Annotated in this window: 21 protein-coding genes; 17 read left to right on the forward strand and 4 right to left on the reverse strand. The window is 66.9% G+C overall.

Features of this window, described 5'->3' with window-relative positions; translation table 11 throughout:
- Positions 1-208 precede the first annotated feature (208 nt).
- Positions 209-1,045, reverse strand: coding sequence for an ABC transporter ATP-binding protein (locus tag ACCQ12_RS00950; RefSeq protein ID WP_372382718.1), 837 nt, complete (start codon positions 1,043-1,045; stop codon positions 209-211).
- A 148-nt stretch (positions 1,046-1,193) separates the two neighbouring features.
- On the opposite strand from ACCQ12_RS00950, the gene ACCQ12_RS00955 reads away from it, so the two are divergent.
- The 4 genes from ACCQ12_RS00955 to ACCQ12_RS00970 all read left to right on the forward strand — a co-directional run bounded on the left by ACCQ12_RS00955 (position 1,194) and on the right by ACCQ12_RS00970 (position 5,078).
- Positions 1,194-2,399, forward strand: a complete 1,206-nt coding sequence (locus ACCQ12_RS00955) for a DesA family fatty acid desaturase (protein WP_372383526.1) — start codon at positions 1,194-1,196, stop codon at positions 2,397-2,399.
- A 94-nt stretch (positions 2,400-2,493) separates the two neighbouring features.
- Positions 2,494-2,826 (forward strand): EF-hand domain-containing protein, encoded by a 333-nt coding sequence (locus tag ACCQ12_RS00960; protein WP_166743796.1) that lies wholly within the window; start codon positions 2,494-2,496, stop codon positions 2,824-2,826.
- 48 nt (positions 2,827-2,874) lie between these two features.
- On the forward strand, positions 2,875-3,612 hold the full coding sequence (locus ACCQ12_RS00965) for an ATP-binding cassette domain-containing protein (protein WP_372382719.1): 738 nt from the start codon (positions 2,875-2,877) through the stop codon (positions 3,610-3,612).
- Positions 3,609-5,078 carry an ABC transporter permease/substrate-binding protein gene (locus tag ACCQ12_RS00970; RefSeq protein ID WP_372382720.1) on the forward strand — a complete coding sequence of 490 codons (1,470 nt, stop codon included), beginning with the start codon at positions 3,609-3,611 and terminating at the stop codon, positions 5,076-5,078. The genes ACCQ12_RS00965 and ACCQ12_RS00970 overlap by 4 nt, the downstream gene beginning before the upstream one ends.
- Positions 5,079-5,197: 119 nt before the next feature.
- On the opposite strand, the gene ACCQ12_RS00975 is transcribed toward ACCQ12_RS00970, so the two are convergent.
- Positions 5,198-6,379, reverse strand: coding sequence for an aminotransferase class V-fold PLP-dependent enzyme (locus ACCQ12_RS00975; RefSeq protein ID WP_372382721.1), 1,182 nt, complete (start codon positions 6,377-6,379; stop codon positions 5,198-5,200).
- Between the two features lie 65 nt (positions 6,380-6,444).
- On the opposite strand from ACCQ12_RS00975, the gene egtB reads away from it, so the two are divergent.
- The 3 genes from egtB to ACCQ12_RS00990 are packed head-to-tail and all read left to right on the forward strand — an operon-like array spanning position 6,445 to position 9,002.
- A complete protein-coding gene (gene egtB / locus ACCQ12_RS00980; RefSeq protein WP_372382722.1) occupies positions 6,445-7,734 on the forward strand; it encodes an ergothioneine biosynthesis protein EgtB in 1,290 nt (429 codons plus the stop codon).
- A complete protein-coding gene (egtD, locus tag ACCQ12_RS00985) occupies positions 7,731-8,720 on the forward strand; it encodes an L-histidine N(alpha)-methyltransferase (RefSeq protein ID WP_372382723.1) in 990 nt (329 codons plus the stop codon). The genes egtB and egtD overlap by 4 nt, the downstream gene beginning before the upstream one ends.
- A 12-nt stretch (positions 8,721-8,732) precedes the next feature.
- On the forward strand, positions 8,733-9,002 hold the full coding sequence (locus ACCQ12_RS00990; protein WP_372382724.1) for a DUF3253 domain-containing protein: 270 nt from the start codon (positions 8,733-8,735) through the stop codon (positions 9,000-9,002).
- 371 nt (positions 9,003-9,373) lie between these two features.
- On the opposite strand, the gene ACCQ12_RS00995 is transcribed toward ACCQ12_RS00990, so the two are convergent.
- The gene (locus ACCQ12_RS00995; protein ID WP_372382725.1) at positions 9,374-10,297 is read right to left on the reverse strand and encodes an IS110 family RNA-guided transposase; all 924 of its coding nucleotides are present in this window, start codon (positions 10,295-10,297) and stop codon (positions 9,374-9,376) included.
- 255 nt (positions 10,298-10,552) lie between these two features.
- On the reverse strand, positions 10,553-14,260 hold the full coding sequence (locus tag ACCQ12_RS01000) for an indolepyruvate ferredoxin oxidoreductase family protein (RefSeq protein WP_372382726.1): 3,708 nt from the start codon (positions 14,258-14,260) through the stop codon (positions 10,553-10,555).
- Positions 14,261-14,455: 195 nt separating this feature from the next.
- On the opposite strand from ACCQ12_RS01000, the gene ACCQ12_RS01005 reads away from it, so the two are divergent.
- The 10 genes from ACCQ12_RS01005 (at position 14,456) to ACCQ12_RS01050 (ending at position 24,314) form a co-directional block, all read left to right on the forward strand.
- The gene (locus ACCQ12_RS01005) at positions 14,456-15,091 is read left to right on the forward strand and encodes a tetratricopeptide repeat protein (RefSeq protein ID WP_104580250.1); all 636 of its coding nucleotides are present in this window, start codon (positions 14,456-14,458) and stop codon (positions 15,089-15,091) included.
- 597 nt (positions 15,092-15,688) lie between these two features.
- Entirely contained in the window at positions 15,689-16,606 is a 918-nt protein-coding gene (locus tag ACCQ12_RS01010; RefSeq protein WP_047695559.1) for an AEC family transporter, read from the forward strand.
- A 66-nt stretch (positions 16,607-16,672) separates the two neighbouring features.
- Entirely contained in the window at positions 16,673-17,737 is a 1,065-nt protein-coding gene (locus ACCQ12_RS01015) for a hypothetical protein (RefSeq protein WP_372382727.1), read from the forward strand.
- A 162-nt stretch (positions 17,738-17,899) separates the two neighbouring features.
- The gene (locus tag ACCQ12_RS01020; RefSeq protein WP_005992682.1) at positions 17,900-18,532 is read left to right on the forward strand and encodes a nucleotide-binding protein; all 633 of its coding nucleotides are present in this window, start codon (positions 17,900-17,902) and stop codon (positions 18,530-18,532) included.
- 13 nt (positions 18,533-18,545) lie between these two features.
- Positions 18,546-19,022, forward strand: coding sequence for a SixA phosphatase family protein (locus ACCQ12_RS01025; RefSeq protein WP_005992684.1), 477 nt, complete (start codon positions 18,546-18,548; stop codon positions 19,020-19,022).
- Positions 19,023-19,025: 3 nt separating this feature from the next.
- Positions 19,026-19,598 carry a YceI family protein gene (locus tag ACCQ12_RS01030; protein WP_104580248.1) on the forward strand — a complete coding sequence of 191 codons (573 nt, stop codon included), beginning with the start codon at positions 19,026-19,028 and terminating at the stop codon, positions 19,596-19,598.
- Complete coding sequence (locus ACCQ12_RS01035; protein ID WP_372382728.1) at positions 19,595-21,637, forward strand: phospholipase D-like domain-containing protein; 2,043 nt, start codon at positions 19,595-19,597, stop codon at positions 21,635-21,637. Before ACCQ12_RS01030 ends, ACCQ12_RS01035 begins: the two co-directional genes overlap by 4 nt.
- A gap of 277 nt (positions 21,638-21,914) precedes the next feature.
- The gene (locus ACCQ12_RS01040) at positions 21,915-22,343 is read left to right on the forward strand and encodes a hotdog fold thioesterase (RefSeq protein WP_039415093.1); all 429 of its coding nucleotides are present in this window, start codon (positions 21,915-21,917) and stop codon (positions 22,341-22,343) included.
- A 21-nt stretch (positions 22,344-22,364) separates the two neighbouring features.
- The gene (locus ACCQ12_RS01045; RefSeq protein ID WP_372382729.1) at positions 22,365-23,264 is read left to right on the forward strand and encodes a lysophospholipid acyltransferase family protein; all 900 of its coding nucleotides are present in this window, start codon (positions 22,365-22,367) and stop codon (positions 23,262-23,264) included.
- A 63-nt stretch (positions 23,265-23,327) separates the two neighbouring features.
- Positions 23,328-24,314: a YheT family hydrolase gene (locus tag ACCQ12_RS01050; protein ID WP_039415099.1), complete on the forward strand. Its 987-nt coding sequence runs from the start codon at positions 23,328-23,330 to the stop codon at positions 24,312-24,314.
- Positions 24,315-24,317: the final 3 nt, after the last annotated feature.

Below are 24,317 nucleotides of genomic sequence, written 5' to 3' on the forward strand. Positions count from 1 at the left end.
GCGCGCCCCAGCACGGACCGGCATCGCGGCAAGACACGTTCACGCGCTTGCACCCAGGCAAGCCACCGTAGCCATCGGGAAACAGCGCGCACTGCAGCCGCGTCGGCTATCCACGCCACACGTGCGTGGCTACCGCGCACACCGCAGATCCGCATCGGTGTGCGCGGTAGCGTCTGACAGGCAGGCGCGCAGGATCATCCTGCAGCTCTCACTCCCCAACGCTTGCCCAATAGCGCTCACCATCGCGATGCACGCGTACAGGGCCATCGAATGCCGCCGACAGGCTGGCATCGGTCAGCACGGCATCGCGCGCGCCGTCGGCCACCACCTTGCCCGCGCGCAACAGGATCACCCGCGCGATCTCCGGCACGATCTCTTCGATGTGGTGGGTCACCAGCACCAGGGTGATGCCCTGGCGGGCGAGATGACGCATCGTGTCCAGCAGGTGCTGGCGCGCCACCAGATCCAGCCCGGTGGAGGGCTCGTCCAGCAACAGGGCGCGCGGGCGGTTGACCAGGGCGCGTGCGATCAGCACCCGGCGGGTTTCGCCGGCCGACAGCTCGGCAAACGGGCGGTCCAGCAACGGCAACGCCTGCGCCAACGCCAGTGCTTCGCGGGCGCGGGCGCGCATGCCGTCGTCGATCTCCCGATGCGGCGGCACCACGTAGCTGGCGAAGAATCCGGACAGCACCGCGCTCTCCACATCCAGCCCCGGCATGTCGGCCAGGTTGACGCTCAGGTCGCTGGTGACGATGCCCAGCTGCGAGCGCAACCGGTCCACCTGCCAGCGCGTCTGCCCCAGCACCTTGACCGAGGCCTGTCCGTCGCCGCGTGCCAGCGGATACAGCTCGCGGGTGATGAGTTTGATGAAGGACGATTTGCCGCAGCCGTTGGGGCCCAGGATGGCGGTGTGCTGGCCCAGCGCGATGCGCAACTGCAATGCATGCAACACGCGAACCTGGCCGCGCATCACACTCGCCTGGTCGAGTTCGATCAACGCCGGCGCATCGGCGGGTGCAGCGGCAACATCGGTAACAACAGTCATACGGAAGGCATCAGGCAGTGGGAAGACAGACGTGTGAACCGCTTTAGAAATGTAGGGGCGACCCTACGCGTGCGAAGGGTGAAGTTTGCCGCGATCGCCCCCATCATGTCTGCATCGACCAACGAGATGCGCCGCCGTGGACCTGCCGATGTTGTCCGACCCGATCATCGACTTCCTGACCGCCGGCGTGGCCGGGCTGCGCGTGTGGGGCATGCTTGCAGTGCTGCTGGTGTTCACCCAGCTCACCATCTTCTCGGTGACCTTGTACCTGCATCGCAGCCAGGCCCACCGCGGCGTGGATTTCCATCCGGTGGTGGCGCATTTCTTCCGCTTCTGGACCTGGCTCACCACCTCGATGATCACCCGCGAGTGGGTGGCGATCCATCGCAAGCATCACGCCAAGGTGGAGACCGAAGAAGACCCGCACAGCCCGCAGACCAAGGGCATTTCGCAGGTGTTCTGGCGCGGCGTGGAGCTGTACCGGGAGGCGCGCGCGCAGCGTGCCGACATCGAGCAGTACGGCAAGGGCGCACCCACCGACTGGATCGAGCGGCACCTGTACACCCCGCATGCCAATGCCGGCCCGGTCGCCTTGCTGGTGCTCAACACGGTGCTGTTCGGTCTGCCGGGCATCGCGCTGTGGGCGATCCAGATGGCGTGGATTCCGTTCTGGGCCGCCGGCGTGGTCAACGGCCTGGGCCATTGGTGGGGCTATCGCAATTTCGAATCCGCCGACACCTCCACCAACCTCACTCCGTGGGCGCTGTGGATCGGTGGCGAAGAACTGCACAACAACCACCATGCCTTCCCGAGTTCGGCGCGCTTTTCGATGCGGCGCTGGGAGTTGGACATCGGCTGGATCGCCATCCGTGGATTGCAGGCCATGGGTCTGGCCAAGGTGTTACGCGTGGCGCCGTCGCTGGATATCCGCCCCAATATCGCCGTGCCCGATGCCGATACGCTCAAGGCGCTGTTGTCGCATCGCTTCCAGGCCATGACCGACTACCAGCGCAATGTGCTCAAGCCGGCGTTGCGCGACGAGGCTGCCGCCACCGGCGCCAAGCTGCGCGAGCTGTTGCCGCGCCGCCTGCGCAAGGGCCTGGTCGACGACGGGCGCTGGCTCAAGCCAGATGCGCGCGCGCAGTTGCAGGCCTGGGTGGCGCAACGCCCGCGCATGCGCACCCTGGTCGAGTACCGCGCACGGCTCAGTGCGGTGCTGGAGGCCCGCAGCCACGATGCATCCGAGCGCCTGAAGCAGTTGCAGCAGTGGTGCCACGAGGCCGAAGCCAGCGGCAATGCAGCGCTGCAAGCCTATGCGGCGCGGCTCAAGGGTTATGCGCTGAGTGGGCCGTAAGCCCGGCGGCACGCGTATTGCCGTGAGTGCGCGTGCGTTGCATCATCTGGCGCCGCCTGCGCCGCCTGCGCCGCCTGCGCCGCCTGCGCTGCCGATGGCCTGCGTTGTACTGGCCTGCCTTGTACTGGCGTGGGTGCCCGCAGCGCATGCCCAGGTGCAGGACAGCCAGGAATATCTCAAGCGCATGGACAGCGATGGCGATGGCCGCGTCAGCCGCGATGAATATGTGGCCTGGATGAGTTACGCCTTCGATCAGCGCGATGCCGATCACGACGGCGTGCTGCAGGGCGAAGAGTTGCCCGGCCGCCGTGGCAAGCCGATTACCCGCACGGCGCACCGCGCCAGCCTGATCGAGCGGTTTGCGCGGCAGGATGCCAATGGCGACGGCTATCTGAGCGCGCGCGAGCTGCTGGCGCCGCCCCGCTGATGCCTACCTTCGCGCCCGGCTGACGTCGGCTTGGGCAAGCTCGAGCGCATGTTCACTCTCGATCAGGTCAGCCGGCACTACGGCCAGTCCATTGCGCTCGACAAGGTCACGCTGACTGTTGCACGTGGTGCGACCACGGCGTTGATCGGGCCGAGCGGCGCCGGCAAGTCCACCGTCCTGCGCATGCTGGTCGGGCTGGAATGGCCCGACAGCGGCAGCGTCAGCTTCGATGGCACGCCGCTGGCACGTGCCGGCCTGCAGGCGCAGCGCCAGCGCATCGGCTATGTCATCCAGGAAGGTGGCCTGTTTCCGCACATGGACGCGCGCAGCAATGCGGTGTTGCTGGCACGGACCCTGGGCTGGCCGCGCGAGCGCATCCAGGCGCGGCTGGAGCGTCTGTGCACGCTCTGCCAGCTGCCGCCGGCGTTGCTGGCACGCTACCCGGCCGAACTCTCCGGCGGCCAGCGGCAACGCGTTGGCCTGATCCGTGCCCTGATGCTGGACCCGCCGGCGCTGCTGCTGGACGAGCCGCTGGGCGCCCTGGACCCCATCGTGCGGTACGACCTGCAGGCGCAGATGCGCGAACTGTTCGCCCAGCTTGGCAAGACCGTGGTGCTGGTCACCCACGACGTTGCCGAAGCCGCGTATCTGGCAGACACGTTGGTGCTGATGCGCGCTGGCCGCGTGGTGCAGCAGGGCAGTGCGCAGGCCTTGCTCGCGCAGCCGGCCGAGCCGTTCGTGCAGCGCTTTCTCAGCGCGCAGCGCAGCATCGGCGACGCAGCATGATCGCGCGCGTGCTTGCCATGGTGATGTTGCTGATCTGCAGCGGCGGCGCGTCGGCCGCCGGGGTGACGGTGGGCTCGAAGAATTTCACCGAGGCGGTGATCCTGGGCGAGATCGCCACCGCTGCCGGCAAGCGCGCTGGCGTGGACGTGCAGCACCGCGCCCAGCTCGGTGGCACCCGCATCCTGTGGCGCGCGCTGGAAACCGGGCAGATCGACGTCTACGCCGAATACACCGGCACCCTGGCGCAGGAACTGCTGCAGCTGCCCACCGCCAGCCAGGCCGAACTGCGTGCGGCGCTGGATGCACGCGGCCTGGCGATGACGCAATCGCTGGGTTTCGAGAACAACTATGCATTCGGCATGCAGCGCGAGCGGGCACGCGCGCTGGGCATCGCCACCCTGTCCGATCTGGCCCGTCATCCAACCCTGAAGATCGGCCTGAGCAACGAATTCATGCAGCGCGCCGACGGCTGGCCCGGCGTGCGTGCGGCCTACGCCTTGCCGCAGACCGCCACCGGGCTGGATCACGATCTGGCGTATCGCGCACTGCAGAGCGCAGCGATCGAGGTCACCGATCTGTACAGCACCGATGCGGAGATTCCGTATTACCGGCTGCAGGTGCTGCGCGACGACCGCCATTACTTCCCGGAGTACCAGGCGGTCTTTCTGTATCGCAAGGATCTGGCACAGCGCGCACCGGCAATGCTCAAGGCGCTGCAGGGCCTGCAGGGGCGTATCGACCAAGCCTCCATGCAGCGGCTCAACGCACAGGTGAAGCTGGAGCGCCAAGGCGAAGCGGCGGTTGCGGCGCAGTGGCTGGGCGTGGCGCCGGCCACGCAAGCCGATTCGCGTTTCAGTCGATTGTTGCGTCACACGCGCGAGCATCTGGCATTGGTCGGCGTTTCGCTGGGCTTGGCGCTGCTGATCGCCTTGCCGCTGGGCGTGCTGGCCGCACGGCGGCCGCGTCTGGGCCAGTGGGTGCTGTCGTTGACCGGCGTGCTGCAGACGCTGCCGTCATTGGCCGTGTTCGTGTTCATGATCCCGCTGTTCGGCATCGGCGCGAAACCGGCGATTGCGGCGTTGTTTCTGTATAGCCTGCTGCCGATCGTGCGCAACACCTACGCCGGGCTGACCTCGACCCCACGCGAGCTGCGCCAGACCGCCGAAGCGATCGGCGTGCCTGCGTGGACGCGCCTGTGGCGGGTGGAGTTGCCGCTGGCGCGCCGCACGATCGTGGCCGGCATCCAGACCGCCGCGGTGATCAACGTGGGCACCGCCACGCTGGGTGCCTTGATCGGTGCCGGTGGCTATGGCCAGCCGATCCTCACCGGCATCCGTCTGGACGACATCGGCCTGATTCTGGAAGGCGCGATCCCTGCGGCGGTGCTTGCGCTGATCGTGCAGGCGCTGTTCGAGGGGCTGGAACGCTGGGTCACCCCGCGTGGCTTGCGCATCAGCCGTGCCTGAACGTGTAGGAGCGGACCCGGCCGCGACGGGGCGTTACCGAGCGTTGTCAGGCATTACCGGGATAAAGCCGTGTATCGGTAACGCCCGTCGCGGCCGGGTCCGCTCCTACATGCGCGGCTTCATGCCTCTGGCAGCGCTGCGATGAGACCTGACAGCGCCTCACCGGTGACGCTCAGGTGCGGTGCGATACGCAGGCGTCCGTGCCGCCGCGTGCAGATCGCCCCGCGTTCGCCAATGGTTGTTGCCACGGCCTCCAGCCGGTGTGCCGGCGGCTGCAGGGCGGTCAGGTGCGGCGCATGCGCGGGCGTGGACCAGCTGCCCAGACCGCGTGCCTGCAGGGCCGCATCCCACTGCGCGGTGAGCGCGCCAAGCGCTGCAGCGATTCGTGCAGGTTGCCAGGCAAGCACTTGTTGCAAGGCGGCGGTGGCCATCGCGATCCTCAACGGGTCGGCCACCCCGCCGGCATCGAAGCGACGGGCGCCCTCGCGGTAGTGCGGTGCCTGCGCGATGGGGAATTCCCAACTGCTACCGGCATCGCGGCCGATCCAGTGCTCCTCGATCGGCACCCCGTCGACGCGCCACGGTGCTGCCACCCACAGCCACGCCAGACCCATCGGCCCCAGCAGCCATTTGTGGCCGACGCTGACCACGAACGCCGGCCGCCAGCGCGGCAAATTGGTCGGCAACACGCCCAGGCTCTGGCTGAGGTCCAGCACCAGCGCCGCACCGCGTGCATGCACCGCCGCGCTGATGCGGTCCAGGTCCAGTTGCCGTCCGTCCAGCCAGTACGCCTGCGGCAGGCTCGCGATGCGCAGCGCCGGTGTGCGCTCGATGGTCTGCAGCACCGCCTCGCTCAGGTCGGCGCCGCTGTTGGTCGGCACCGCCACGAGGTGCGCACCGACCTCGCTGCACCGCCGCTGCCAGATCAGCAGGTTGGACGGAAACTGCCCTTCCAGCACCAGCACCGCTTCGCCGCGCTGCAACGGCAGATTGCGTGCGGCCGTGGCTAGCCCATGCGCGGCCGATGGCAGCATCGCCACCGCGTCGGCATCGCCATCGAACACCTGCGCAGCCAACCCACGCAGCTGCTCGATGTCCCGCATCCACGTATCGATCGGCAACCGCCACGGCGTGGCCATCGCCTCGACGGCCTCATGGGCAATGCCCTGCACCGCACGCAGCAGTGGCCCGCGAGAGGCAGCGTCCAGATAGATGACCTCATCGGGCAGCGCAAACGCCTGTTGGCGGTGCGCCCAATCGAAGGGGGCGGGGAACGAGCTGGACAGCGAAGACGTCGGCATGCCAACAGCTTACCGCTGGCTGCCATGCCGCCGACACGGCGCGTTCACGGGCGCTGACCAAGCATATGGCGATGTCTGCAACCTCACCCCTGCTGGTCGATCGCCAGCAACAGCAGTTGTCCCTGCTGGAACGCTATGCGCAGACTCGCGCGTTGAGCGATCGCCTTGCCGCACCGTTGAGCGCCGAAGATGCGATGGTGCAGAGCATGCCCGATGCCAGTCCCAGCAAATGGCATCTGGCCCATACCACCTGGTTCTTCGAACGCTTCGTGCTGCAGGCCGACCCGGCGTATCGCGTGTTCGAGCCGGCATGGGATTTCCTGTTCAACAGCTATTACCAGAGCGTGGGCCCGATGCACGCGCGCGCGCGTCGCGGCGTGTTGTCGCGCCCGTCGCTGCAGCAGGTGCGCGACTACCGTGCGGCCGTCGACAGCCAGATGCAGCAATGCCTGCAGGAGGGACGGCTGGATGCGCAGGCCTGCACCATCGTGCAGTTGGGCATCCAGCACGAGCAGCAGCATCAGGAATTGCTGCTGACCGACATCAAGCACGCGCTCTGGAGCAACCCGCTGCAGCCGGCCTACCGCGATGCGCCGGCGCCGCCTGCCGCCATTGCCAGTGCGCTGCGCTGGCACGCGCGCGACGAGCAGATCGTCGAGATCGGCGCTGCCGCATGGCCACACTGCGACAGCTTTGCCTACGACAACGAATCGCCCCGTCACCGCGTGCTGGTGGGCGCGCATGCGCTGGCGCATCGGGTCGTGACCAACGCCGAATTCAAGGAATTCATCGACGCCGGTGGTTATCGCAGTGCCGGCGCCTGGCTCAGCGATGGCTGGGCCATGGTGCAGGCGCAAGGCTGGCAGCACCCGCTGTACTGGGACGCGGACGGGCGCGAGTTCACCCTGGATGGCTGGCGCGTGCGCGATCCGCATGCGCCGGTCTGTCATCTGAGCCTGTTCGAAGCCGATGCCTTTGCGCGCTGGGCCGGCGCGCGCCTACCCACCGAAGCCGAATGGGAACAGGCCGCCACCGGCGTGCCGGTGCAGGGCAATTTTGTCGACGGTGATGCGCTGCACCCACGGGGCGCCGAAGCCGTGGATACCGGGTTGCAGCAACTGTTCGGCGATGTCTGGGAATGGACCGGCAGCGCGTATCTGCCGTATCCGGGCTTTGCGCCGTGGCCTGGTTCGCTGGGCGAATACAACGGCAAGTTCATGAACGCCCAGTGGGTGCTGCGCGGCGGTAGTTGCGCCACGCCGGCCAGCCATATGCGCGCCAGCTACCGCAACTTCTTCCCCTCCGATGCGCGCTGGCAATTTGCCGGCGTGCGCCTTGCCAAGGATCTGTCTTGAACGCCGCCGCCCATGCCATGCAACGCGCCCATGCCGCGCTGACCGATCTGCGCCCGCAGCCGGACGACATCACTGCCGATGCCCTGGCCGGTCTGTCGCAGACGCCCAAGACGCTGCCGTCGAAGTATTTTTACGACGCCCGCGGGTCGGAGCTGTTCGAAGCCATCACCCGGCAGCCGGAGTATTACCTCACCAGCACCGAGCTGGGCCTGCTGGAGGCCAGCATGACCTCGATCGCGCAGGCAATCGGCCCCGGTGTGCATGTGGTGGAATACGGCAGTGGTAGCGGCCGCAAGACCGAACTGCTGCTGCAGGGCCTGCGCGATGTGGTGGCCTACACGCCGCTGGAAATCTCGCGCACCGCGCTGCTGGACAGCACCGCGCGGCTGGCCCAGCAGTTTCCACAGATCCAGATGCTGCCGGTCTGCACCGACTTCACCAAGCCGCTGCGTCTGCCTGAGGCACAGCGCCCGGCGCGTCGCCACGTGGTGTTCTTCCCCGGCTCGACGCTGGGCAATTTCACCGACACTGCGGCGGTTGCGCTGATGGATGCCATGCGCCAGACCATGGGCAGCGACGGCTGCGCACTGATCGGCATCGACCTGGACAAGGACACCAGCCTGATCGAAGCCGCCTACAACGATGCGGCCGGGGTCACCGCCGAATTCACCTTGAACCTGCTGGCGCGCCTCAACCGCGAGATCGGCAGCGACTTCGATCTCGGCGGCTTTCGCCACCATGCGGTGTATGCGCGCGAGCGCGGCCGCATCGAAACCTTCCTGATCAGCCAACGCGCGCAACGCGTGCAGGTCGGCGGCCAGGACATCGCGTTTGCCGAGGGCGAGGCGATGCAGGTCGAATACAGCTACAAATACACCGACGCGCGCTTTGCCGAGCTGGCCGCCGCGGCAGGGCTCAAGGTCACGCACGGCTGGAACGACGCCAAGGACTGGTTCGGCCTGCGCCTGCTGCGTCCCCTGTCATGACGCGGTGCAGGCGTGCAACCGCCCGATGACGCGCAGATTGCCGCGCTGATTCGGCACTTGCTCGCGCAACGGCGGCCCGAGCAGTCGATCTGCCCATCGGAGGTTGCGCGCGCACTGAGCGATGATGCGTCTGTGTGGCGCACCCTGATGCCGCAGGTGCGCGCGGTAGCTGCGGCGGCCGCAGAGGCCGGCGTCGTCCGTGTCACCCAGCAAGGCAGAATCGTGCAGCTGCCCGGCGTACGCGGGCCGATCCGCCTGATGCGCGGGCCGCAGTTCGACTGAGGTTTGGCCTGCACGATAAGCGGTACGAGCAATCACTTCGTGCCGGTTCACTCCAGGGTGGATGATCCAGGCGAAAGCTGTGATCTGTAGCTTGGCTGCAGGACCCTCTACCAGATTTGAAGACAGCCAGCCATCTCGACACGCACGATGCAAGCGTCGCTATCTGATTGCTCGATCCGGGCAGATCAGGCGCAAAGCGAATCATCTGCGCCTTTGCTGCAGGGTCCTTGCCCGCCCAGCATCGCAGGACACGCCGCAAGTACATCCCTGTAGCAACTGTGTTGTTGGAGTGGCTCTGGCTAGTCCATAAGCCGGGCACGGTGGTGCCGGCCGCTGGTCGGCAGCCGTCGCCCCGTCCAGCGCATGGACACTCAGGTCGGGATGGCTTGGGCCACTCCAGCTAGAGCGTCTCTGGCGCGGGCGTTGAGGATGACCAGCATCTTGCGCATCGCCGCCACGACGGCGACCTTGCCTGGCTTGCCGCGTGCTCGCAGGGACCGATAAAACTCCCGGATCCGTGGCTCGTGCTGGATGGCCGACAGGCACGCCATGTACAGCACGTTGCGCACATCTATGCGCCCGCCGCGGATCCGGCGGATGCCGCGCATGCTCCCGCTGTCGTGGGTGATGGGGGCGACGCCGACCAGCTTGGCAATGGCCTTGCCATCGAGGGTTCCTAGCTCTGGCAAATAGCTGGCGATCACGGCTTGCAGGGTCGCTCCCACGCCTTTGAACGCGCGCATCGCCTCCAATTGCGGTTGCTGGCGGACCTGTTCTGCAATGTGCTTTTCCAATCGCAGGCAGTTCTTTTTCATCTGGTTGATGTTGGCCTGCAGTGCGCGGCGCAACGTCGTCTCTGTCACGTGTTCCAACTGGTTTTCTGCGCTCATCGTCAGGTCCACGAGCTGCTGTCGTGCGCGCACGAACTCGCGTAGCTTTCGCCGCCAAGGTTCCATCGGCTGATAGGGCCGCAGCTCCAGCGTGGCGGCCATGCAGGCCAGATTGACCGCATCCAGGCGATCTGTTTTTGCCGACACACCGGTGGCAGCAGCGAAGGCATGGCAGCGCCGCGCATCGGCCCGCACGACCTGGTGACCGGCGTCGAACAGGGCATCCAGCACCCGCTGCTCATAACCGCCAGAGGCCTCCAGGACAATCTGGCCAGCTTCCCGCCTGGCCAGCCAGGACAACAGCTTTCTGTGACCGGCAGGGGTGTTGTGAAACCGTGCGAAAGGGCCGCAATGGACGGCCACATCCAACATGGCCTTGGACACATCAATCCCGATGCCATTCATAGCGAACTCCGTTAGGCTTGAAGGGTCGAGAGCTCCCCTGCCTGCCCAGCCTTACGTCTACGAGCGTCAACTCTGGCAACTGTTCGGGCGACACAGGGGAGATACCGACGTGGGCACCCTGCTACAAGACGATCGGCAAGGATCTAGGCTCTCACGGTGGCCCACGTCGGCTCTCGACACCCACACTGGCAGAATTCCAACAGATAAGCTCCGTGGCCGCAGCGGTCCGCGCTGCAGTGATTGCCGAAGGCTGCCTCAGGCCGCCTGCACTACGTGTAACGCCTTCGGGTTACGCCACTGCGCCAATAGCGCCGCCTCGCGTGCCTTGGCTTCCTGCAGATGCGCGTGCTTGATATGACCGTAGCCACGGATGTGTTCGGGTATGCTGGCGATCTGCGCGGCTAGCCCCACATTGTCGGCATCCAGGCGCTCCAGCAGGTGCTCGACGGTGGCGATGTAATCGGTGATGAGCTGACGCTCGCCACGTCGCTCGGCGGTGTAGCCAAACACGTCGAACTTGCCCCCGCGCAGGAATTTCAGCTTCGCCAGTAGCTTGAAGGCGGTGAACATCCACGGACCGTATTCGCGCTTGAGCAGGTTGCCGTTGGCATCCTTCTTGGCCAGCAACGGCGGCGCCAGGTGGAAGCGCAGCGTGTAGTCGCCTTCGAACTGCTGTTGCAGCCGGCGCTGGAAATAGCCGCGCGTGTACAGGCGCGCCACTTCGTATTCGTCCTTGTAGGCCATCAGCTTGAATGCGTAGCGCGCCACCGCTTCGGTCAAGGCGCTGCTGCCCGGCGCGCGTTGGGTTTCGTGCGTGCGCACGCGTTCCACCAACGTGCGATAGCGCTGCGCATAGGCGGCGTCCTGATAGTCGGTGAGGAATGCGACCCGGCGTGCGATGGCCTCGTCCAGCGATTGCGCCAGCTGCTCGTCATCGAGCGGATGTGCCGGTGCATCGGCACCGCCATGCAGCGTGCTGCCATCGGTCTGCGCCAGTGCACGCGGTGCGCTGGCACCGCTGAGATCGTGTTCTTCCCAACTGCCCGGTGCGCGTGCGGCCGGCGTGTCGCCGTGCAGGTGCGCAGCTGCGTCCGTGGTGCTCAGGCCTGCTGCACGACGCACGGCCGGCAGATCCACCGCGGCCAGCCGGCCCCACGCAAAGGCCTGCTGGTTCATCGCAACGGCTGCGCCATTAAGTTCGATCGCGCGCATCAGCGCCGCATGTGACAACGGCACCAACCCGTGTTGCCAGGCGTAGCCCAGCACGAACAGATTGCTGGCGATCGCATCGCCCAGCAGCGCGGTCGCCAGCTGCGTGGCATCCAGCAACAACGGCTCCTGCCCGCCAAGTGCAGTGCGCACGCCGGCGATGATCTCGGCCGCCGGAAATTGCAGATCCGGCTGGGTGGTGAAGCTGCCCGGCATCGCTTCGTAGGTATTGAGCACCACCTGGGTGCGGCCATCGCGCACCTTGGACAGCGCCCAATAATCGTTGACCACCACCATGTCGCAGCCCAGCACCAGGTCGGCTTCGCCCGCAGCGATACGCACGGCATGGATGTCGGCGGGGGTGCGTGCAATGCGGATATGCGTGGTGACCGCGCCGCCCTTTTGCGCCAGGCCGGTCTGGTCCAGCACGGTGGCGCCCTTGCCTTCCAGATGCCCGGCCATGCCCAGCAGTGCGCCGATGGTGACCACCCCGGTGCCACCGACGCCGGTGATCAGGATGTTCCAGGGCCGCTCCAGCGTGGTGCGTTGTGGTGGCGCGGGCAGGCTGTCCAGCAGCGCGCTGGCATCGCGCTGTTTGCCCTTGCGCGGCGCACCGCCATGCACGGTGACAAAGCTCGGGCAAAAGCCCGACACGCAGGAATAGTCCTTGTTGCAGTTGGACTGGTCGATCTCGCGCTTGCGCCCGAATTCGGTGTCCTTCGGCAGCACCGACACGCAAAAACTCTTCTCGCCACAATCGCCGCAGCCTTCGCACACCAGCGAATTGATCATGACCCGCTTGGGCGGATCGATCAGCTTGCCGCGCTTGCGGCGGCGGCGTTTTTCGGTGGCGCAGGTCTGGTCGAAGATCAGGATCGACACACCCTTGACCGTGCGCAGATGCTGCTGCACCGCATCCAGTTCGCCACGATCGTGAAACGCGACCTCGGCAGGAAACAGATCGCGCCGCCGCGTCCACTTGCCGATATCGTCGCTGACGATGGCGATCTCGTGGATACCTTCGGCGCGTAGCTGATGCGCGATGTCCGGCACGGTGAGCGTGCCGTCTACCGGCTGGCCACCGGTCATGGCCACCGCGTCGTTGTAGAGGATCTTGTAGGTGATGTTGACGCCGGTGGCCACCGATTGCCGGATCGCCAGCGAGCCGCTGTGGAAATACGTGCCATCGCCAAGGTTCTGGAACACGTGCGGCGTGTCGGTGAACGGTGCCTGCCCCGACCAGGTCACGCCTTCGCCGCCCATGTGGGTGAAGGTGTCGGTGGCACGATTCATCCACGTCACCATGTAGTGGCAACCGATGCCGCCGAGTGCGCGCGAGCCTTCCGGGACCACCGTGGAGGTATTGTGCGGGCAGCCGGAGCAGTAATGCGGCACGCGCGGGAACTGCGCGCGCGGCAAGGCCATCTCCGCTTCCTTGGTCTCCATCCAGCGCAGCCGCTGTTCGATCGCGTCGGCGAATGTGCTCGATGGCAACCCGAACCGCTGGATACGTCTGCCGATCACCGCGGCAATGGTGGCCGGTGTCAGCTCGCCGGTGGACGGCAGGATCCACGCGCCCTGCTCGTCGTACTTGCCGACGATGCTCGGCCGCGCCCCTGCACTGGCCGGCCAGTTGTAGAACAGCTCCTTCATCTGGCGCTCGATGAAGGCCTTCTTCTCTTCCACCACCACGATGTCTTCGAGCCCGCGCGCAAACGCGCTGATGCCCACCGGCTCCAACGGCCAGGTCATGCCGACCTTGTACACGCGGATACCGATCTGCGCGCAGGCCTGCGCATCCAGGCCCAGGTATTCCAGTGCCTGCAGCACGTCCAGGTAGCTCTTGCCGGTGGTGACGATACCCAGCCGCGCGTTTGGCGAATCCAGCACGATGCGGTCGATCCGGTTGGCCCGCGCAAAGGCCTGCGCCGCGGCCACGGCATAGCGATGCAGGCGCATTTCCTGATCCACCGGCGGGTCCGGCCAGCGGATGCTCAACCCACCCGGCGGTAGTGCGAAATCCTCCGGCAGCACGATGGTGCGTGCGAACGGGTCCACGTCCACCGAGGCGGACGATTCCACCGTTTCGGCAATCGTCTTGAAGCCGATCCAGCGCCCGGTGTAGCGGCTCATCGCCCAGCCCAGCAGGCCCATGTCCAGGATGTCCTGCACCCCGGCCGGGTTGAGGATGGGCATCATCGCGCTGACGAATTCGTCTTCCGAGCCATGCGGCAGGGTCGAGCTGCGGCAGGCATGGTCGTCGGCGGCCAGCGCCAGCACGCCGCCGAAGGGCGAGGTGCCGGCGGCATTGCCGTGCTTGAACACGTCGCCGCTGCGATCCACACCCGGGCCCTTGCCGTACCACATGCCGTACACGCCCTGCACCTTGGCGCCGGGGAACAGGTTGGTCTGCTGGGTGCCCCACACCATGGTGGCGGCCAGGTCCTCGTTCAGGCCGGGGGTGAAGGTCACTCTGGCCGCGTCCAGATGCTTGCGTGCGCGCCACAGTTCCAAGTCCAGCCCGCCCAAGGGGCTGCCGCGGTAGCCGCTGATGAAGCCGGCAGTATCCAGGCCGGCAGCCTCGTCGCGCAGGCGCTGCAGCAACGGCAGCCGCACCAGCGCCTGCACGCCGGACAGATAGATGCGCCCGTCGGTGCGCGTGTATTTGTGGTCCAGCGTGTAGTCCGCATCCACCCGGCCGAGCTCCGGCGTATTGGCAGAGTCGGGAGAAGAAAGTGCAGCGGTACTGGTCATGGCGTGCCCGGAAAGGGTGGCTGGGACCCGGTGCGGGTCATCTGAAACCAGATGATCCGCCCGACGGATTCCAAAACGGCGGCGCAAAGTGTAACAGTCAGCTTTCACGCGCCCGTCCGCATGCGGATGCGCAGCCGTCGCGCTGCGGTTAGGATGGGGACGGGAAGGGGTCGTTTGCTGTCAGGGGAAAACACAGTGAAAAGGAAATACGCATGGGCCGCCTTGGCCCTGCTCGGGGGCGTGTGGTCGTTGGCGCAGGCGCAGAGCCTGCCCAAGCCCAAGGAGTTCTATTTCGACGAAGACCGCAGCACCACCAAGGCGGTGGTCGCGGTGCAGGGGCAGGGCGATGCCGTGGTCGACCGCCTGGCCGCAATGGTGCAACGTGACGCACGCGCGGCCGAACCGCGTGCCCAGCTGGCCTCGCTGGCCTATGCGGGCGGGCGCACGCAACTGGGTGATGAGCTATACCAGGGCGCGCTGGCACTGGTGTCCAACGGCAGCCAGCAATACCGCGCGATTACCTGGAATTACGGCTGGGACCTGCTGCGCGCCGACAAGCCCGACAAGGCGCTGCAGCAGTGGGCCAACCTGGCCAATGGCCGCCCGGCCACGCCGGAGTGGCTGCCCGTGACGGCCGCGCTGGCCCTGTGGCGCGCGGGGCGCAAGCAGGAGGCTACCGAATGGTATGCCGCCGCCGTGCGCACCTGGCCCGATCGCTGGAGCAGTACCGCCAGCTACGCCAGCCTGCTGCCAGACTGGCGCGAGGCAGAGCGCGCCAGCCTGGCCGAGGTCTTCACGGCATGGCAGGCCAACCCGCCCGCGTTCCCGTAAGCGCTTCGCTCCGCTGCGGGAGTGTCGCGCAGCGGGCCGTGCACCGGGCCGAGTTGCTGCAGGGCCCTTGCCCGTGCACCATCGCGGGACACGCTGCAAGTACGTCCATGTGAGCTCTGGCGCGGCATCCATGCCGCCAAGGGTCCCGCGACGGTGGGCGGGCAAGGACCAGTCCAGATGGTCGATGCGCATGGATCTCAATAGCGACTACCAAGCTGGCGACGCGGTGTCTTAGCTTTCAACAAAACCACCAGCCAACTGTCTGGCGTGGTGTCCTCGCTGATTGCGGGACCGTGTGGCGGCATGGATGCCGCCACCGAGCCTCCACGGACGGATTCACGGCGTGTCCCGCGAGCGGTGAGGGCACCGCGGCCTCGACGCTGCGGCATTGCTGCACTTCCCTTGCCCGCCCGCCATCGCGGGACACGCCGCAAGTACGTCACGTCAGCGCTCATGCGGGATGCCGACTTCGGGATAGACCAGATGACCGAATTGCGTGCCGCGCCTCGCGTCAGCGCGCCCCACGCCAGCGCTCTGCCGACGCCCGCGTTGCGTCATGCGATCCTGTGCCTCTGTTTCCAATGGACCTGACCCCGCATGGCGGTGGATGCCTTCGCGTTGATCCTGGCGATGCTGGGCCTTGGCTTGCTGTTCGCCCGTCTGCGGGTGCTGCCCGACAACAGCGCCGACGTGCTCAATCGCGTGGTGTTGTACATCTGCCTGCCCGCCTCGGTGCTGACCTACGTGCCGCGCCTGCACCTGGACGCCTCGCTGGGCGGGGTGATCGCCACGCCGTGGCTGCTCACCGCGATCATCGTGCCGCTGCTGTGGGCTTGCAGCCGCCTGCTGCGATTGGGCCGTGCCGACTACGCCGCGCTGCTGATGTGCGTGGTGTTCACCAACTCCAGTTTCATCGGGTTTCCGATGGTGCGCGCACTGCTTGGCGATCAGGCCTTGCCGTATGCGGTGGTCTACGACCAGTTCGGCACCTTCGTGCTGCTGTCCACCTTCGGGCTGTACGTGCTGGCGCGCTACAGTGGCGACACCCCACCGACCGCCAGGACCATCCTGACCCGGGTGCTGAAGTTCCCGCCGCTGTGGGCGCTGCTGTTCGCGCTGACGTTGATGCCCGAGCAGCCGCCGGCCTGGATCGGCTCCGGGCTCAAGAGCCTGGCCGATGCCATGCTGCCGCTGGTCATGCTGGCGGTCGGCTTCTCGCTGCAGTTGCGTCTGCCTGCCGACGAACTCAAGCCGCTGGCGGTCGGCCTGGTGTTCAAGCTGGCGGTGATGCCGGTCCTGGCGCTGCCGTTGTCCTGGGCGCTTGGCCTGCGCGGCCTGCTGCTGCAGACCAATGTGCTCGAATCGGCCATGCCCACCATGATCACCGCCGCCGCGCTGGCCATCTCGCATCGGCTGGCCCCGCGTCTGGCGGCAGCGATGGTCGGCTACAGCATCTTGCTATCGTTGCTCACGCTGCCCGCGTGGGCCTGGTTGCTGGCGCAGCTGGTAGCTTGATGCGGTTCAACCCTTATGAAATGCTGATCTCAACAACGTGCACCATCACATGGACAGGAGCAACACATGTACGGATATCGCGTGATCGGCAGTACGCTGCTTTGGATTGGTAGCGTCTGCATGGCACATGCCGCCTCGGTGCCGTCCTCCAATTTATCGGCTCCGGCAAATGACCCTGTCGTGGATCACTGGGCGCAGCAGGTCGGCCAGACCATGCAGGCACGCCTGCGCAGCATGGCGGCCAGCGGTGATCCCAGGCAGCTGTATCTGGCCGGTCTGTTGTGGGCCGATTCCGAGCACGACGACACCGCGCCCGCCGCAGAGGGAGGCTGCGCGCCCATCCAGCGCGTCTGGCTGCAGCGCGCCCTGGACGCGCGGCCGCGCGACCCGATGGTGGCGCGGATGGAAGCAGTCGGTTGCGCGCCCGGATTGCGCTGCGATCCAGACGCAGCGCTTGCCTTCCTGGAGCAGGCCGATGCCGGCAATGCGGATGTGCACCTGCGTGCCTACGCCGCTGCAATGCGTCGCGGCGATCAGCCGGGTGCCGAACGCGCCTGGCAGGCGGCGGTGCAGGCGGATCATTTCGACAGCGGCGCGCTGGAACTTGGCAACGCCCTGCATGCCACCTACGATGACGTGCAATGGCCATCGCTGACCTCGGTCAGCTTGCGCTCGCAACTCGACGTGCAAGGCCTGCCTTCCACCGGCGCGGGCATGGCCGCGATGTTCGTGATGGGCGCCTGGTCTGCACATGCACTTCCCGCGTTAGGCGATGTGGTGCGCCGCTGCACTTCCAATGTCGCTACGCCCGCATTGCGCGACGAATGCATGGCAGTGTTCAACAGCGTGGCCAATGACGAGTCGACCATGCTGACGGCCATGGTCGGCGCCAGGCGCATGGCCGCATTGAGCAGCGGTGCCGACGCCACGCGCTGGCAGGCGCGGCTGCGAGAGCTGGAGTGGCTGCAGCAGCAATACCAACGCCGCGCGCCCACGGCCACCGACCAAGCCATCGATCTGGACGCCCTCCTGACGCAAGGCGAGGTGCCTGCATTGCGCGCGCTGGTGCAGCGTCAAGGCCTTGCACCGCAGCCGCCTGCGCAGTGGCAGCCGAGCGCAGCGGTCCAGTAGTCCAGATAACCTGCTGGCCGCCGCATGCCTGCGTCGGCTACGTTGCCGGCGAGCGATGCTGCGTTGCGACACCTCCCGCCGTTCGACGTTTAACGCCTTTCGACTACTTCCTCACCCAGGTGCGGTGTACGCTGCCGGCTTGCTCCCGGAAGCGAGGCGTGCATGAAGACAGTCCTGGTGGCCGCCTCCAAAGGCGGCGTCGGCAAGACCACGATCGCCACCAATCTGGCCGCACACGCGGCGTTGCAGGGCCAGCGTACCGTGCTGGCAGATGCCGATCCGCAAGGTTCGTCCACCCGCTGGGCGCAGCGTCGCGCCAGTCTCGAAAGTGCGGTGCTGCCGATCGATGCCACCAAGCGCCGCAACTGGCAGGCCGCGGTGCCCGATGGCACCGACCAGCTGATCATCGATGCCCCGGCCGGCGCCATGGCCGACGACCTGAGCGGTTTCCTGGACCATGTCGACGCCATCGTGGTGCCGGTGCTGTCCTCGGCGCTGGACATCGAAGCGGTGGTGGGCTTTCTCAATACGCTCGCCAAGGTGCCGCGCGTGCACCAGCGCAAGCTGCCGGTGGGCCTGGTGCTCAACCGCGCACGTCCCTGGACCCAGACCTCGCAGCAGGCCGCCGAGATGATCGGTACCTGGCCCTATCCGCTGGTGACCCAATTGCGCGACACCCAGGCCTATGTGGTCATGGCCGGGCTGGGGCGCAGCTTGTTCGATTACCGCTCGGCGCAGGTGCGCGACCATCAACAGGACTGGGAGCCGCTGTTGAAGTGGCTCAAGAAGTCCTAACCGGAAAGTTCCCATGCGCGAATTGATCTTGTTGCGACACGCCCACGCCGAACCGGCCGACACCGGCCAGGCCGATTTCGACCGCCCGTTGTCGCCGCACGGCATCGCCGAGGCCGAATCGGCCGGGCGCTGGCTGCGCGAGCAGCGGTTGGTGCCCGACCGGGTACTGTGTTCGCCGGCCCGGCGTGCCCGCGAGACCCTGGAAGCGGTCCTCGAGCTCACCGGCTATATCGAACAACGGCTGGACGAACGCATCTACGAGGCCACGCCCGGCACCCTGGCCAGCCTGGTGGACGAACATCGCGAAGCCGAACGGCTGCTGCTGGTGGGCCACAACCCGGGCCTGGAGCGGTTGGCCGCGTTGATGCACAGTGGGCAGACCGGCGATTACCGCGGCATGCCGACCGCCTCGATCGCCCTGCTGGCCCTGCCGCTGGATGCCACCATCGAGCCGGGCATCGCCCGCCTGACCGCCTTCTGGTGGCCTTGATCCGTGACATCGTCGCTGCGCTGGTTCGCCTGGCTCGCGCTCTGGGTCGCGCTGCCCTGCCTTGCACAGCAGAAGGTGCACACCATCGACCCGGCGCAGTCGCGCTTCGGGTTCGAGATCAAGACCCGCTTCGGAATGAAGATCGAGGGCTTTTTTCCCCGTTTTCGCGGTGAACTGGTGGAGCTGCCCGACCGGCGCCTGCAGGTGCGCTTCCGCCTGGACGCCACCCAGGTGGAGATTCCCGGCAAGGACCGCTACACCAGCTGGATGCGCGGCGAGGATTTCTTCAACGTGGCGCGTTACCCGGTGGTGGAATTCGAGTCGCTCCCCTATGCCGAAGAGGTGGTCAACCAGGGCGGCGACATCACCGGCAACCTGACCATCCGCGGAATCACCCACATCGAGACCCTGCATGTGGCGCCAGCTGAATGCGCACGGCCGGGCTATGATTGCGACGTGATCAGCCGAGGTACGGTCCTGCGTGGACGTTACGGAATGAATGCGTGGCAGATGGCCCTGGGCGACAGGGTGACGTTCATTCTGCGTGGGCGGCTGCAGGAGGCGCGGCGCCCGTGAGGTTCCTGTTGAGGGTCCTGGTGCTGGCAACCCTGTTGCTCGGCACCGGATGCGCCGGCCTGTCGCAAACCGAACGCAACCGCGCGGCCGGTGTTGCCGCTGCCGCGCGCAGCACGGTGGTGGATTGCACCCAGGCCAACCGTTGCGCCCAGCCTTCGCCCTTGCGCGCGCTGGGCGGGCAGGCCATCACCGCCTCCACGCCATCCGCGCCACGGCATTACGCCACCATCCTCGACCACGGTGAGGAATCGCTGGTGGCGCGGCTCAACCTGATCCGCAGCGCCACCCGCAGCATCGACCTGCAGACCTATATCTTCGACAAGGACGACAGCGCGCGCATGGTGCTGGACGCGCTGACCGACGCCGCCCGCCGCGGCGTCAAGGTGCGCATCCTGATCGACCAGCTGTCGGCGATCGCCGATCTGCAGATCCTGGGCGCACTCGCCAGCAGCCACGACAACCTGCAACTGCGCATCTACAACCCCACCTTCGGCAAGGTCAAGCTCAACTACTTCGACTATGCCGGCAGCGTGCTGTGCTGTTTCCGTCGCTTCAACCAGCGCATGCACAACAAGCTGCTGGTGGTGGACGACGTGCTCGGCGTGGTCGGCGGGCGCAATTACCAGGACGACTATTACGACTGGGACAGCGAGTACAACTTCCGCGACCGCGACGTGATTCTGGCCGGGCCGGAAGTGCGTGCGATGGCGGCCAATTTTGATGCGTTCTGGCGCGCGCGGCGCAGCATTCCGGCCGAGCGCCTGAACGATGTCGGCCGGCTGTTGCTGGAGCAGGGCGCCCCGCAGATGCCGCCGGCACAGTTCCGGCGCCCCGAGCGGGTGGCGCGGGTCGATCGCGAGGCAGGCGACGCGCAGTTCATCCGCGACGTCTTCGTGACCCCGGCCATGCCGGTGCAGCGCGTGCTGTACGTGGCCGACCTGCCGCAAAAGCACCGCAAGGAACATGGCGCAAAGGCGGTGTCCACCGCGCCGGAACTCGATGGCCTGATCGCCACTGCGCAGCAGGAAGTACTGCTGCAGACGCCGTACCTGGTGTTGTCCGACGAGGCCCAGGCCATCTTCCGCGATCTGCGCAAACGCCCGCAGCCGCCGCGCGTCGTGGTGTCGAGCAATAGCCTGGCCGCCACCGACAATCCCATCGTGTACGCGCTCTCGTACAAGTTCAAACGGCGCAACCTGCGCGAGCTGGGCTTCAACGTGTACGAGTTCAAGCCATTCCCGCTGGATGCGCCGGTGGACTATGCCAACCTGGTGCCGGATCCGCTCAACCCCGCCTCCGAGATCAACGAGGACAACCGCGACAACCGCGACAACCGCGACAACCGCGACAACCGGTTGATCGGCGGCAGCGCGGCCGGCAATGCGATGCGGGGCAGCAGCGGCGGGGACGGGCGCGCAAGTGCCGGAAGCGTGATTCGCGGCAGCAGTGGGGGCGGCCGTGCACCCGGCGGCAGCGAAGTCGATCGCCGCGTGTTGCGCACCGAAACGCGGCCTTCGTTCCTGGGCACGCGCGCGGTCAACAAACCGCTGCCGGTGACCCGCGCCGGTGCGCGCATGGGGCTGCACGCCAAATCGCTGGTGGTGGACCGCCGCATCGGGGTGATCGGCACGCACAACTTCGATCCGCGCAGCGAGAACTACAACACCGAGGCCGCGGTCGTCATCGACGATGTGCGCTTTGCGCAGGCACTGGCGGCCAGCATCGAGCGCGACATGAGCCCGGAGAATGCCTGGACGGTGGCTCCGCGCGAAAAACCGCCGCTGTTCAGCGGATTGAACTACAGCGTGGGCAAGGTGTCAGAAGCCTTGCCGGTGCTGGATTTCTGGCCCTGGCGCTATGCGACCAACTACGAGTTCCAGCCCGGCCCGGGCTGCCCGTTCCCGCTCAAGCGACAGGACCCGCAGTTCCGGCAGTGCTACGTGGCGGTGGGCGATTTCCCCGAGGTCAACGTCGGGCCGAAATGGCTGCTGGTACGCATGCTGACCGCGTTCGGTGCAGGCCTGGTGCCGATTCTCTGATCGCTGCAGCGTGCTGGCCTGGGCCGGCGTGCAGACGGCGCGTGGTGGGGGCATCGTGCCGTGGCGCGCCGCTGCAATGGCACGTCGCGCGGAAATAGGCCGCGCCGCCAACCCGCTCAAAGTCGCTGGCGCAATTCGGCCCGTAGATAGCCGAAAGGCAGTTGCATCAGACCCCAGCGCCGCCGATGCTGTCCCGATTCCCGATTCCCGATTCCCGATTCCCGATTCCCGATTCCCGATTCCCGATTCCCGATTCCCGATTCCCGATTCCCTGCCCATGACCTTCCGCGCTCCCGTCGACCTCGTTGCCCTCAACGCCTCCAGCAAAAACACCCTGATCGACCATCTGGGCATCGTGTTCACCGAAGCCGGTGACGATTGGTTGCGCGCCACCATGCCGGTGGACACGCGCACCAGGCAGCCGTACGGCCTGCTGCACGGCGGCGCATCGGTGGTGCTGGCCGAAACCCTGGGCAGCAGCGCCGGCAATCTGTGCGTGGATATGACCACGCAGATGTGCGTGGGGCTGGAAATCAACGCCAACCATCTGCGCGCGGCCACCGACGGCCTGGTCACCGGCACCGCGCGCGCAGTGCATGTGGGGCGCAGCACCCAGGTCTGGGACATCGTCATCGAGAACCCGGCCGGCAAACGGGTCTGCGTGTCGCGCCTGACCCTGGCCGTGGTGGCACGCAGCAATGGCTGAGCACGCCCGGCAACGGCATGGGTGGAACAGCGCCATCCGCTGCCGGCGCTGCGCCGCGCCCAGGCTGCTGTCACAATCGTCGTGCTCCCTTTCCCTGTCACCGGTCCCGTTGGTCGAATGAGCGAGTCATCCCTGGACGCCACGCGCGAGGCTGGCGGCGCGTCGCGTTGGTTCCGGTACCTGTATCGGGTGCCGTTGCTGCTGCTGCACCTGTGCATCGGCCTGCCGATCACCATGGTGTGCGTGGTGGCCCCGCCGCTGGCGCGCATCCGCACCGGCCCTGCAGACACCCTGGACGAGCGGATGATCCGCTGGTGGCAGGGCAACCTGATGCGCATCTTCGGCTTCCGGCTGCGCCGCTTCGGCACGCCGCTGTCCGGCGCGACCCTGTTCGTGGCCAACCACGTCAGCTGGGTCGACATCTCGATGCTGCACAGCCAGCGCGTGATGGGCTTTGTAGCCAAGCGCGAAATCGCCGGCTGGCCGCTGGTGGGCTGGCTGGCGACCAAGGGCCAGACCATCTTCCATCAGCGTGGCAGTACCGAATCGCTGGGCGGGGTGCTGCTGGAAATGCTGCAGCGCCTGCGCAGCGGCAAGCCGGTGGGCGTGTTCCCGGAAGGGCGCACCCGCGGCGGCACCGAAGTCGGCCCGTTCCATGCGCGCATCTTTCAGGCAGCGGTGGAGGCCGGCGTGCCGGTGCAGCCGGTGGCGCTGCGCTACGGCGTGCGCGGCAGTGCGCAGGCGGTGGTGGCCTTCGGTGAGCGCGAGAGTTTCTTCGCCAATATCGTGCGCCTGCTCGGCGAGCCGTCGCGGCTGGCCGAGGTGCATTTCCTTGAGCCGATCGCCGCATTCGATCTCGAAGGACGTCGTCGCCTGGCCGATACCTCGCGGCAACGCATCATCGCCGCTATGGAGTCCTGAGCCGACCATGCACGCACGCATCTTCCTTGCGGCCAGCGTCCTGCTGCCAGGCCCAATGCGCGCATGAACGCCTCCGACTTCCAGCCGCCGCGCTGGCTGCGTAACCCGCACGTGCAGTCGGTGCTGGGCAGTAGCGCCTTGCGTCGCCTGCGCAGCCGTCAGTTGCTCAGCGCCAGCGGGGCAGTCACCCGCGAACATATTCTCGATGGCGGCGACGGCGTGCGCCTGCAGGGCTGGATGAGCGTGCCGCCCGGCGATGCGCCGGTGCGCGGCACCGTGCTGCTGCTGCACGGCTGGGAAGGCAGCGCCGATTCCAATTACATGCGGCTGACCGCCGCGCGTTTGCTCGGCCTGGGCTACCAGGTGTTCCGGCTGAATTTCCGCGACCACGGCGGCACCCATCACCTCAACGTGGACCTGTTCCACTCCGATCGCATCGACGAGGTGGTCAACGCCGCAGGCGATCTGTGGCGGCGCTTTCCTGCGCCGCAGCTGCTGGCGGCCGGGTATTCGCTGGGCGGCAACTTCGCGCTGCGGCTGGCCTTGCGCGCACCGGCCGCCGGCCTGCCGCTGGCACGCGTGGCGGCGGTGTGCCCGTTGCTGGACCCGGCGGCCACCATGACCCAGCTGGAAAAGGGCCCGCAGTTCTACGACTGGTATTTCCGCCGCAAATGGCGCGAATCGCTGCTGCGCAAGCGCAAGCTGTTTCCGGACCAGCACGGCTACGACGATGCCACCCTGGCATTGGACATGCGCGAGCTGATGGCCTGGCTGGCCGTGCAGCACACCGGCCACGGGTCGCTGGAAGCGTATTTCAACAGCTATTCGATTGCCGGCGCGCGCCTGGCCGGCCTGCAGGTGCCCTCGGACATCCTGATGGCCGAAGACGACCCGGTGATTCCGTTCGAGGATTTCGCCGGCTGGCAGTTGCCCGAGCATGCGCACCTGGAAATCGCGCGCTGGGGCGGGCATTGCGGGTTTCTGGAAAATGCCCGTGGCGACGGCTTCGCCGAACGCTGGGTGGCCGAGCGGCTGGCCGCTGCCAGGTAGGTC

Source organism: Xanthomonas sp. NCPPB 1068 (assembly GCF_041479385.2).
Lineage (GTDB): Bacteria > Pseudomonadota > Gammaproteobacteria > Xanthomonadales > Xanthomonadaceae > Xanthomonas > Xanthomonas cannabis.